9 protein-coding genes, 2 pseudogenes and 2 riboswitches are annotated in these 11,777 nt (G+C 57.8%); of the genes and pseudogenes, 8 read left to right on the forward strand and 3 right to left on the reverse strand.

Annotated features, from left to right (window positions below):
* Positions 1-22: 22 nt before the first annotated feature.
* The 3 genes from ATY79_RS06015 to ATY79_RS06025 all read right to left on the reverse strand — a co-directional run bounded on the left by ATY79_RS06015 (position 23) and on the right by ATY79_RS06025 (position 3,947).
* Positions 23-1,198 (reverse strand): ABC transporter substrate-binding protein, encoded by a 1,176-nt coding sequence (locus tag ATY79_RS06015; protein ID WP_088703298.1) that lies wholly within the window; start codon positions 1,196-1,198, stop codon positions 23-25.
* Between the two features lie 108 nt (positions 1,199-1,306).
* Positions 1,307-2,413, reverse strand: a complete 1,107-nt coding sequence (locus ATY79_RS06020; protein ID WP_088703299.1) for an LLM class flavin-dependent oxidoreductase — start codon at positions 2,411-2,413, stop codon at positions 1,307-1,309.
* Positions 2,414-2,648: 235 nt separating this feature from the next.
* Positions 2,649-3,947 (reverse strand): D-amino acid dehydrogenase, encoded by a 1,299-nt coding sequence (locus tag ATY79_RS06025; RefSeq protein WP_348627562.1) that lies wholly within the window; start codon positions 3,945-3,947, stop codon positions 2,649-2,651.
* A riboswitch (glycine riboswitch) is annotated at positions 3,945-4,030 on the reverse strand. It overlaps the preceding gene by 3 nt.
* A gap of 1 nt (position 4,031) precedes the next feature.
* A riboswitch (glycine riboswitch) is annotated at positions 4,032-4,122 on the reverse strand.
* A 119-nt stretch (positions 4,123-4,241) separates the two neighbouring features.
* Between ATY79_RS06025 and ATY79_RS06030 the strand changes: the two genes are divergently transcribed.
* The 8 genes and pseudogenes from ATY79_RS06030 to ATY79_RS06070 all read left to right on the forward strand — a co-directional run bounded on the left by ATY79_RS06030 (position 4,242) and on the right by ATY79_RS06070 (position 11,713).
* Positions 4,242-5,222, forward strand: coding sequence for a D-2-hydroxyacid dehydrogenase (locus tag ATY79_RS06030; RefSeq protein ID WP_088703301.1), 981 nt, complete (start codon positions 4,242-4,244; stop codon positions 5,220-5,222).
* 20 nt (positions 5,223-5,242) lie between these two features.
* A pseudogene (locus ATY79_RS06035) lies at positions 5,243-5,666 on the forward strand (heme-binding protein).
* 22 nt (positions 5,667-5,688) lie between these two features.
* Positions 5,689-6,588, forward strand: a complete 900-nt coding sequence (locus ATY79_RS06040) for a LysR family transcriptional regulator (RefSeq protein WP_088703302.1) — start codon at positions 5,689-5,691, stop codon at positions 6,586-6,588.
* On the forward strand, positions 6,588-7,622 hold the full coding sequence (locus ATY79_RS06045) for a bifunctional riboflavin kinase/FAD synthetase (RefSeq protein WP_245312323.1): 1,035 nt from the start codon (positions 6,588-6,590) through the stop codon (positions 7,620-7,622). Before ATY79_RS06040 ends, ATY79_RS06045 begins: the two co-directional genes overlap by 1 nt.
* Positions 7,619-8,521, forward strand: coding sequence for a LysR family transcriptional regulator (locus ATY79_RS06050; RefSeq protein ID WP_088703303.1), 903 nt, complete (start codon positions 7,619-7,621; stop codon positions 8,519-8,521). The genes ATY79_RS06045 and ATY79_RS06050 overlap by 4 nt, the downstream gene beginning before the upstream one ends.
* 29 nt (positions 8,522-8,550) lie before the next feature.
* Positions 8,551-9,300, forward strand: a complete 750-nt coding sequence (locus ATY79_RS06055) for an SDR family NAD(P)-dependent oxidoreductase (RefSeq protein ID WP_088703304.1) — start codon at positions 8,551-8,553, stop codon at positions 9,298-9,300.
* A 272-nt stretch (positions 9,301-9,572) separates the two neighbouring features.
* The gene (locus tag ATY79_RS06060; protein WP_088703305.1) at positions 9,573-10,739 is read left to right on the forward strand and encodes a mandelate racemase/muconate lactonizing enzyme family protein; all 1,167 of its coding nucleotides are present in this window, start codon (positions 9,573-9,575) and stop codon (positions 10,737-10,739) included.
* A 447-nt stretch (positions 10,740-11,186) separates the two neighbouring features.
* Positions 11,187-11,713: pseudogene (locus ATY79_RS06070) on the forward strand (alpha-ketoglutarate-dependent dioxygenase AlkB).
* The last annotated feature ends 64 nt before the right edge of the window (positions 11,714-11,777 follow it).

An 11,777-nucleotide genomic window follows, 5' to 3' on the forward strand; every position in this document is an offset into this window, starting at 1 on the left:
GATAACGCCTGCTGGCCTTGGCTTAGAAGCCCGCTCGGAAATCCGACCAGATCTGGAGCCAATCGTCGTAGGTCGCGTACTTGTCCGAGGTGCGAGGAGGCTGGCCATAGATCTTGAGCCGTTTGAACTGCTCATCGAAGTTGTCGTAGTCGAAGAGAGCCTTGGTCTGCGCGTCCATGAGCGCAGGCGCCTTCTTCGAAACGGCCGCCGCTACCGCGGTCTTGGAGATCGAAGCCTGGATATCCGGCTTCAGAGCTTCGTTGATGAACGCGTGGGCCGATTCGATATTCTCGGCGGTCTTAGGAATGAACCAGGCGTCGGCCCATACCGCGCCGCCTTCCTTCGGGTAGATCGAGACTGTCTTCACGTTCTGTTTGGCTGTTTCCAGAGGAACAGCGGACCAGACGCAGAAGCAAGCCGCGATCTCACCGTTTGCGAAAAGGGAGATCACGTCGCCGTTGGACGATGCAAACACCTTGGTCTGATCGCGGTAGGGTTGGAGCTTGACGAAACAATCCTTGAGTTCGTCGGTCGTGAGGTTCGGGAATTTGTCGCCGTACCCAGTGACCTTCGCGATCTGCGGCCAGACGGTGAGCGGATTGTCGAGGAATGCGAGCTTGCCCTTGAACTCAGGGCGAAGAAGGTCTTCGTAGCTCTTGACCTCGAAGCTGATCATCTCCGGATTGACGACGATGGTATCAAGTCCCCAGACCCACGGCATCGCCCATTGCTTGCCGTCCCAGAACCACATCTCTCCCTGATAGAAGGGCGGGTAGATATCGTCCTTGTTGTAGTTGGGGATCTTGGACACATCCAGTTCCGTCAGGACCTTCAGATCGTTGTAGATCGCGTTGTAGCCGTTGGAGTATTCGGCAAGGTCGAGACGGACGGCATTGCTGCCGACGATCTTTGCGGTAACGTCATCCTGATTGCTCATGATGGCCGCACGCATTGTCAGGTTATTTTCCTTCCGCCACCCGGCCGTCTCCTGCTCGAGCGTGTAGCCTTCCCAGGCCATTACTTCGAGATTGCCACCGACCACGGCCTCCGCGGACGGCACCCAAGCACCGAGCGTCGCGCCGGCTGCAATCGCAGCCGTGCCGAACATAAAATGGCGACGGTCCATCGCGAAGTCGCGAAGGATATCGGCAGTGCGTGCTGCCGGAACGTTCGAGAGGTCTTTAGAATTTGAACTCATTGCAATGCTCCCAGTTAATTTGAGTTTGCGATCAATTCCCGTCTTTGACGATTTTTATTGCTTTTGGTCACGCGGGACGTCCCGCGTGACAATATCAGATACGGTTGATTATTCGGCTGCCTGAAGGGTGGAAACGTGCTGGCGCAGCTTGGGCATGACTTCGGTCGCCAGAAGCTCCATCGAACGCTTGTGCAGAGCAGGGCGGTCCCAATCCTTCTGCGTCATCATGAGGGAACCAAAAGGACCACCGACCTCGTCAACGAATGTCGCGAGCTTGTCGAGGACCGTCTTCGGCGAGCCGGACATCACCATCCAGTCGAGGCAATTCTTGACCGTGATGTCGCTGTCGAGGGTGTTCATGGATGGCTTCAGAACGCCGAGCAGCTTGAAGGCCTTCATGTCTTCGACAATGTACTCGTAGTACCAGTTGTACGACGAGGTCTCGTCCGCGAGGTAATCAGCTGATTCCTGATCCGAGTCCGTGACAAGGATCGACCGCGCGATGCGCCACTTGTTGCGATCCGGACGGCGACCAGCTTTTTCGCAACCGACGGCATACTGTTCCCAGTGCGTCTTGACGTTCGCAAGCGGCGTGAAGTTCGCCGACACGATGCTCCAGCCGTTTTCGCCAGCCTGGCGCGCGCTACTCGAAGACGGGCTCATGACGGAGATTGCGAGTTCCGGGAATGGCTGCTGATAAGGCTTCAGCATCGGGCCGAAGCCGAGGCTCGGGATCAGGGTCTTCTCGACGACCACATCCCAGTACTTGCCCTTGATGTTGTAGGGCGGGCTGCTGGACCAGATCTCATGCATGATGCGGATGGACTCGGTCGTCATCTCCGCACGGTTCTTTTCGCTGGTGCCGAACAGTTCCATGTCCGTGACGAGACCGCCCGGGCCGACGCCCATGATGAAGCGGCCTTCGGAAAGATGATCGAACTGTGCGATCTGACCAGCGAGGCGGGCAGGATGGTGCTGAGGAAGGTTGAGAACCCCCGTGGCGAACTTGATCTGCTTCGTGGCATGGATCAGCGAACCAAAAAACTGGAGCGGATCTGCGATCGGTTCGCACGAGCAGGTAATATGCTCGCCGACCCAGACTTCAGCGAAATTCAGACGATCGGCGAGAATGACGGCTTCGCGATCCTGTTTCAGCAGCTCCGTGAAATTGCGCCGCTGATCATGAAGCGGCATCATGAAAAGACCGAGGTCCATGAGAGTCTCCTCTGTTGTAGAGATCGGCCTGTCCGATCCTCATCAGGAGAATTGCAACTGGCGTGCCAGTTGGAAACTCTTTCAAAAACAGTAGCCTAGAGGCTTGTTGTGATGAATCTCAGTAGCGCTGTTTAGTCTCAACTGTGAGAATCTTCGAGTCCATCAATCTCAAGTGATTTGAGACTCGCGATTGAGACGAAAAAAAAGGCCGGACAAGATCTCCGGCCCAAGTTGATCAGGCAACTCTCCTCGGCTGCCCGTGGGAGTATTCGTCCACTAATCCGGAAAGGAGTTCGGCCGTGGCGGCCGACAACGTCCAGCCGAGATGCCCATGACCTGTGTTGTAGAACACGCCAGGCCTATTGCCTTTTCGAACCTGCGGCATCATGTTTGGCATCATCGGCCGTAGTCCCGCCCAGGGAACCACGCGAGAGGTCGATGCACTGGGGAATAGCATCCGCACCCAGTCGACTAACGGTTTCGTACGATCAGACCGAATATCGCGATTGATACCGTTGAATTCGGCAGTTCCAGCTACCCTGAAGCGATCGGGCCCCAGTCGGCTGGTGACAATCTTGGCGCGGTCATCGAGCAGGCTGACCCAGGGTGCACCGTTCTGGCTTTCGGCATCATCGAGGTGAACGGTGATCGAGTATCCCTTCACCGGATAGACGTTCATCCGGTCACCTAACATGGACGCGAATTTGCGACTACCTACGCCAGCGCAGACAACAATCGCGTCGGCGTTTAGCAAGCGAACGGCGGTATCGGCTTCGTCAGTAGGCCTCCACGTTACCGTCACCTGGTTGCCCGCGACTACGTTCTGGACGTCTGCGTCAAACAGGAATTTGGCACCTCGTCGAAGGCAGGCCTCGGCCAGACCGCGAGTGAACTTATGGATGTCGCCAGTCGAGTCCGACGGCGTGAAGAAACCACCGAAGAAATCGCCCACGAGGGCTGGTTCGATACTCTTGATCTCGGTGGGGGAAACCGCTCGTCGGTCGAGGCCGCCGGCCTGCAGAAGTTCGTTGACCTTCTGCGCTCCATCGAAGCTCTTGCGGTCGTAGTACACGTGGAGAATTCCGCGCTTTTCGAGATCGAAATCAATGCCTTCGCTCTCAGCCATAGCAAACATGTGCTTGCGTGCCTCTATGGCAAGCTTGGTGGTCGCGATGGTGTTGTCCTCGTAACCGGAAATGCTTCCGAGAAACTCGCCCATCCACGAGTATTTGTGCCAGCTTGGCGAGGGATTCATCAGAAGCGGAGCGTCCTTCTTGAGCATCCACTTCATGCCCTTCACAACGGTCGACCAACTGTTCCAGACCTCTGCGTTGCTCGCGGACAGTTGACCGCCATTCGCGAAGGATGTTTCCATCGCCGGATAACGATGTCGTTCGATGACGGTCACATCGTGACCGCGTTTCAAAAGGGCATACGCCGTCGTTACGCCGGTGATGCCGGCGCCCAAAACCACGATATGGGACATAATCTCTCCAACAGTAGGTGCGGGACCTTGCCAGTCCCTTGCCCCCAATCTGTCTCTGTACCTGAGAGCTTTTCCTTCTTGTTGAAGGTCCCCTTCGGTGGACGCGGCGAGCCGTGTCTCTCTCCAGATTGTCCAAACCCGGCAGTCTTTTTGCCTGAGAGTTTCCTGGGGGGTTGCTCCGTCGGCGCGACCCTCCTGGGGCCATCTCTCCTGCAAGGCTTACGAACGCCTTTAGGGTAGGCATAGAAGGTTCGAAACGGCAATCCCCTTCCAGAAATTTTCAATCAAGCAACTGGCACACAGCTTGCAGGTACCATTCGTGTCACTGTCATGAGGATGAAAATGCGGGATTTTCTGGTTTACATCGAGAACAAGCATAGCCCGGAGTCACCCTATTTCGTTTCGAAAGAGGCTGTCTCTCGCGCACTTGGCTCCAATGCCAGTCGATCTGAGATCGTCGCCCATTCCGAACAGAAACCGGATCTGAATGTACTGCGTTCGGCGTCCTATTTCGTTGGTTCTGGCTTCGATGTGCGACGCCTCCAGGAACATGGCCGGTCGCTGCGCTTCGTGCATTGCACCAGTGCTGGCGTCGAAAAATACATGCCGTTGGATTGGTTGCCGAACAGGGCATTCTTGACCAACAGCAGTGGAGTGCATGCCGAGAAGGGTGGGGCGTTCGGGGCGATGACCGTCATGATGCTCTGCGAGGGCGTTCCGCGGCATATTCGGAACCAACGCTTGCGTCGCTGGGACAACCAGCTTTCGACGAACATTTCCAGCAAGACGGTCGTCGTTCTCGGGTTTGGAGAGCTGGGCAGCGCGATTGCTTCAAGGCTCCGACATTTTGGCGTGCGGATTGTTGGCGTCACCCGGAGTGGCAGGTCTCATCCAAGCGCGAATGAGATGGTTGAGGTCGCCGACCTCCAATCGGTGCTCCCCATCGCAGACTGCCTGGTTGTCAGTTGTCCGTTAACGCCGCAGACGTTCGGATTGATCGGCATGGAGCAGATCGCGGCGATGAAGGCCGGGGCATCCCTGTTCAACATCGCGCGCGGTCCCGTTGTCGACAACGTTGCGCTCTGCGCGGCGCTTGAGGCAGGGCACCTGAGTGGCGCTGCGCTCGACGTATTTGATCCGGAGCCGCTGCCAGCCACAAGTCCTCTTTGGGATGTCCCAAACCTCATGATCTTCCCGCATATCTCGTGCGATGACGCGGACGGTTACGTCGACCGCTGCCTGTCCATCTTTGCAGAGAACGTCGAACACGACTTGGCCGGACGCCCGTTGCGAAACCGCGTGGACGGCGCGGCCGGATACTAACCGAAACCAGGAGAAGATACGTGTCGAAAGCCTACAATGAAACCGTCGTGCTTTCTCAGTCCGGAGCGCTTACGGCACTGCATGCTGCCGTGGAGAAGGCTCAGGAAATGGGGGTGCCGCAATGCATCTTCATTGTCGATCCGAGCGGCCAAACTATCGTGAGCCTTCGGATGGACGGGGGCGAAATACCTCAGCATGCATACTGCTCGCGCGAAAGCGCGAACAGCAGCTTCGATTAGAAACCCGACAGGATCGATGACACCTGAGTTCGCTGTCGCTGCTGGAATTGCTTCCAACGGCGGGGTTACCAATCTCCCGGGCGGGCTTCCTATACGCTTCGGCGGCAAGCTCGCTGGAGCCGTCGGTGTGGGCTCGGGCACGGGCGACCAGGACATCGAGGTCGGCCGCTCTGCTCTGGCCGCGATCGAGGCAGACCCGATCTGATAGATCCGCGCTGGAGCAAGCCATGACCAATCTTGGGGATCTCGAGATCTTTGCGAAAGTTGCAGCGACGGGCAGCATGTCCGTCGCTGGGCGCGCATTAGGCTACTCGCCTGCCGTGGTCTCGAAGCGAATAATGCGTCTTGAAAGTCGCTTGGGTACGAGGTTGCTCCAGAGGACCACCCGAAAAGTTTCCATGACAGAGGCAGGACTAGGCTTCTATCAGAGAATCTTGAGCGTTTTGGAAGGATTGCAGGAGGCCGAGGGCTTCATATCCGGACAAGTCGACCTCGCGCAGGGCACATTGAAGGTGTCAGCGCCCACATCGTTTGGCCGTTTGCACATCGCTCCACACATGGCTGCCTTCCTCAATCGATACCCATCAATCTCACTCAACCTGATCCTGACCGACGAGTTCAGCGATCTTGTCGGCGAGGGTTTCGACATGGCCGTACGCATCGGCGAGCTTACCGACTCGACACTCGTCGCTAAGCGGCTGGCGGCAGTCAGACGAATCCTTTGCGCTTCGCCGAAATACATCGCGAACAACGGCGAACCAGCAGCGTTCGAAGACTTGGATGGTCACTGCTGCCTTCCCACGCACAACGGCGAACCATGGCGGATGGCGAGCGATAGCGGCAAGGCTATGCACCGACCCAGCGCAAGCTTGGCGACCAACTCCAGCGAGGTGGTTAGGGCCGCGGTGCTGTCTGGAATCGGTATTGCCCTTCGATCCACCTGGGAGGTTGGTGCCGATATCCGATCCGGCCAGCTTGTGCAGGTTCTGCCCGAATATGAAGGGTCCGGCGACATCTCCATAGCAGCTGTCTATCCCAGCAGGCAGTTCCTGCCCGTGAAGGTCCGCATCTTCATCGACTACTTGGCTGAGATTTTTGGCGAGGCGCCATACTGGGAGAACGGCTGATGACCATGAAGGAAATTGTCGCTGAACGCGGCGCGTCGTCAATGACCAGGGTGGCTGGCAACGTCATCGCGCTGGGGAATTTTGACGGAGTTCATCGTGGTCACCAGGCACTGCTCCAAGCTGCGTATGATCTGGCCATCGACATGCGACTTGAATACTACGTCGCCTGCTTCTCACCGCATCCAAAACATATCTTGCAGCCCTCGGAAGGCTTTTTCGAGCTCACCTCTCTCCCGCAGAAGGAAAAGCATTTCCGTCAGCTGGGCGCCGCCGGGACGTTCCCTCTCACCTTCGATGCCTCGGTTTCTCGTATGTCTCCTGAAGAGTTCTGCGGATGGCTGTGGGCGACGACCAAGCCACGTGCGGTCGTAGTCGGCTGCGACTTTCACTTTGGCAACCGACGGGCGGGCGGGCCTTCTTATCTGCGCGATTACGCCCAGCGAGCCGGAACGCTTGTAAAGCTCATCGATCCATCCCGTGACAGCGAGGGGGAGGCCATCACCTCGGAGCAGGTGAGGAATGCCCTGTCGTTGGGAGACGTCGACCACGCTTCGGAGCTACTGGGCTACCGCTACTGTGTTGAAGCAAAGGTTGTTCACGGCGCTAAGCTTGGACGGACGCTCGGCTTTCCCACAGCCAACATGGAACTGGCTGGCGGCAGCAAGCTTTGCGCCGGGATTTATGCCGTGAAGTTCAGAGACGGCGCTGGGCAAGAGCATGACGGAGTCGCGAGCTTCGGCAGGCGCCCGACAGTGACGGCTGACGGTCTGCCGCTGCTCGAGACTTATGTGTTCGGCTATTCGGGAGACCTATACGGACAGACTTGTACCGTCACCTTCGTAAAGTACCTGAGGCCGGAGCTGAAATTCGACGGCCTTCCAGCACTTGTCGCTCAGATGAAGCGTGATGAAGCCGACGCACGCGTGGCGCTCGCTAAAGCAACGCTCAACGTCAGTGGCGAACGCTGTGCCGCTCATCCTCTCGGCGCTTCCGGTGCAGGGATCTCCTACTTGGCGAGTGGGGAGGCTAGATGAAGTATCATCAGATCGAGGCGTTCTATCAGGTGATGCTCACTGGAAGCATCTCAAAGGCTGCCACGAACCTCGGTCGGACACAGCCTGCCGTCAGCATGACGATTGCGACGCTTGAGGATCAGCTGGGAACCGTTCTGTTCGACAGGCGCGCGGGACGCATAACGCCCCGCGCTGAGGCACAGGTGCTCTTCGAGCAGGTGAGTTCGGTGATGCAGCAGCTTGGCGATATCCGGTATCGCTTCGGCCGACTGGGATCCATCGCTGTTCCCCGGATATCAATCATTTCGTCCAGCAACGTCGGCATGCATCTGATCCCATCCGCTATTTCGGAAATTGCATCGAGGGATCAGGAATTCCGGCTGATGACCGGGTCGGCGGCGACGATCGTTTCCGAGATGGACAACCAGCGCCACGATCTGGCGGTCACAGACGAAGGCACATCGGAAATTCCCACCGACTCGCGTCTCTTTGAGACCGAGACATTCCAGGTGCCAGCGTTCGCCATCTATCCTAGGGGGCTCCTCAGTGCGGGCGGGTCAACGCTGAAGACGGAAGACCTGATCGGGCACCAGATATGCACTCTCTATGAAGGCAACCTGGCTGCAAAGGAGATACGGGAAAAGCTCCGACCTCCACGTGTCGAGTTCTCCAGCTATTTTCCGATGGCTTGCTATGCGGCCACGACGGGTAGCGTCGCTGTCGTCGACTTCATAACGTGGACGGCAATGCAGAAGCTTACCTCCGGCACGCTTCACGTCGAGGGTAGGGCGATATCCGACGTCTCGCCGACACACTACTACCTTCTCCGACCAAAATTCCGTCCCCGTTCCAAGGTTTCAGACCACTGCCACGGTCAGATCAGGAAGCTGCTACGGGATCACGAAGCACTCGCGCATTGAGACTGCACAGCAGAAATTAGGAGGATTCCTTGTCCGATTTGAAGGGAAAGACCGCGATCGTAACGGGAGCGTCGTCTGGCATCGGAAGGGCGACGGCTGCTGCGCTGGCGGCGCGAGGCGCCCGTGTGGCCCTCATCGGCCGACGAAAAGCGGCGCTAGATAGTGTCGCTTCCGAGATTGGCGGCGCGGCCATTGGGTTCGTCGCCGACGTCGGAAAGGAAGAGGAGGCGACGCTTGCTGTTCGGGGCGCTTGGGATAAGTTGGGCGGAGTTGACTATCTGGTCCATGCGGCAGGCATCATAACGCCCGCAAGGCTCGAGGCTCTAACGCCGAGCCTGTGGAGACAACACATTGATGTCAACCTGAACGGGGCCTTCTACATCATGCGCGAATGCGCTCTCCGGATGCGAGAGAGATGTAGTGGAAGCATCGTAGCCATCGCGTCCGACCTGTCGTTCAAGGGATTGGAATGCTATGCGCACTATTGCGCATCCAAAGCCGGGCTGGCGGGCCTCACGAAAGCAATGGCGCTTGAACTGGCGCCTACTGTTCGCGTCAACTCCGTCTGCCCCGGCCCGGTCGATACTCCCATGATGGAGTCGGAACTAAAATGGTTCGGCGGGACGGATGACGTACGCCAGGGAGCTGTCTCGCAGGTTCCACTAAAAAGGTTCGCCTCGCCGGAGGAAATTGCCAAATTCACGGTGTTTGTGGCAGTCGATGCGACTTTCGCAACTGGTGCGATGCTCAGTGTCGATGGCGGGACCACCGCGCGATAGATCCAGCCCGCACGCGCGCCTTTCGCAGGCCCCAACGGCTTCCGCGCAGACTGCGGGTGTCGGGACTCCCTTCGCATAGAGGGGAATTTCCTCATCGATACACAAGCCCATAAGCCAATCTTATAAGGTCATCAGAACTTCGATTTTGCGACCTTGGGCGGTTTGGCCGACTATCGGTTGGCAATCAGGTGATTGCCGCTCCGCCGGAGAAATTCGCACAATAAGGTGCGCAGTCCGGCGAGCGAAATCTTGCCTTTCGAAGGAGTGCAGCCATGCGCGTTACAAACATCCGGGCATACCGGATCCCAACGGGCGGTGTTCGCCCGGTGCTCGTTGAAGTCACGACGGACGAAGGCGTCACGGGCTGGGGCGAAGCAGCTGTAGCCTATGGTCTGGGCGCCCGCGCAGCCGCTGGTGCCATCGCCGACTACTCGCCGCGCGTAATCGGCCAAGATCCGCGCTATCCGCGACAGGTTTATCACGAGATTTATGACAACTCCTTCTGGACGAAGGGCGGCGGCGCCATCGCCTTCGCAGCCGTCAGCGCTATCGATCAGGCTCTTTGGGACATCAAGGGTAAAGCACTGGGCGTTCCGGTCTACGAACTGCTAGGCGGAAAGTTTGCTGGCCAGGCCCAGGTATATGCCAACGGCTGGAACTATCACTGCAATGACGCCATAGAGTGGGCCAAGGCGGCCGAACGGCCATTGAAGGATGGCTACAAGATCCTCAAGAGCTACCCCTTCGCCACGCAGCAGCCCGGACGCACGCTCACGCACGTCCAACGGCGGATGCTTTCGCCAGAAGAGCTAACGAGGGCAATCGACCGGATCAAGCTTCTCAAGAAAGTGGTTGGCGATCAGGCAGAACTCATGATCGACCTCTCCGGCGGCATCAATAATGACCAGCTGTTCCGGGTTCTCGACCTATGTGAAGAACTCAATGTCATGTGGGTCGAAGAGCCTCTCGACGCCTTCAATATTACCGGACTGAAGAACCTTGCGGGACGCTACAAGTTCCCGATCGCTGCTGGTGAACGCGTCTATACACGAAACGGCTTCCGCAACCTTCTTGAAACGGGCGCGATCGATGTCGTTATGCCCGACGTCGGGAACTGCGGCGGCGTCTTCGAGCTTGTTCAGATTGCTGCGATGGCGGAAGCCTACAACGCGCGCGTATCGCCACACAACTGCGCCTCGACGCTCTGCACCGCGGCATCGCTCCAGGTATGGGCAGCATGCGCAAACGCAATGCCGTTGGAAATCTATCCCTACCTGCCAGAATCCAACGGTTATGTTCAGGTTCTGAAGAACGCGCCAGAAGCTCGAATCCGCAACGGCCACCTCGAAGTCAGCACCGATCCGGGGTTGGGCGCCGAGGTTGATGCGGAGCGGCTCCAGAGCTACTGCGTCTTCGACTACAAGCAGGAAGCCGCTTGATCTTCTAACGGCGCTCGGGATACCGGGCGCCGATGACCCGCCGACCCGGGCCGTCAATTCAAGTTTCCCCGCACAGTCAAGTGCCACCTGCCCGGTACCGAAAAGTATCGGGCTGTTTTTGTATTGGGGTTGTGACAAATCCGGCGGCCTTCAAAAAAATGGCGAAAGTGTTTCAATGAACCTAAGTTAATGATTTAACTTTCACTCGCGAGCCTTAGATTTATGGGCGGTGAAATGACTGGGTCGGCTTTTTCCTCATCCGAGGTGCGGTTCAGCGCGCACATCAACTGCTTCTCGCCGCGCTTCTCTACCCCGTTGACGAACATGACCAGATGGGCGCCTCGTCGGTACGAGCGAATCCGACGACCTCGTTCCAGGACTTGAAACTGAAGGATGTGGAACATGTCGACGGCTCGTTCTAGAACGGGTTGTGCCGTTCCCTAGACACTGCCGGATAGTTTTCGCTACGAGCCCGAAATCGTTCCCGCGGCCATGCAGACGAATCTGCTGCAGGAGATACCGCTCCTGCCGTTGGAGCCATTTGATTTTCATGGCTCGGGGGTAGGCGACGGGTCATCTCCTATGGCTGGAAATATGATTTTGACACCCCAGCGGGTAAACCGTATCGGCGATATCCCGCCATCCTCCTACCGTTGCGCAGCATTGCAGCGGCATTTGCTGGCATTGAGCCGGAGCAACTGCAGCAGGCTCTCCTCATCGTATATGCGCCTGGTTCGCCGATCGGCTGGCACCGGGATAAGAAGGTGTTCGGCAGAGGGGTCGGCATCTCACTGCTGTCGCCCTGCACCTTCGGACTAAGGCGCCGTGCTGGCGAGAAATGGCAGCGCGCTGCCGTTATCGCCAAACCTGGTTCCGCCTATGAACTGTCCGGTTCTGCCCGCAGCGAATGGGAGCATTCCATTCCGCCGGAAGCGCAGTTTTGTTATTCGGTCACATTCCGGCAGATCGGCTGACGGGAATTCGCAATGAAGCGTCCCAAATCGGCGGCCGACGCTGATGTCGCTTCTGCGGGCGAAA

This window comes from Rhizobium sp. R693, from assembly GCF_002211315.1.
Classification (GTDB): Bacteria; Pseudomonadota; Alphaproteobacteria; order Rhizobiales; family Rhizobiaceae; genus Rhizobium.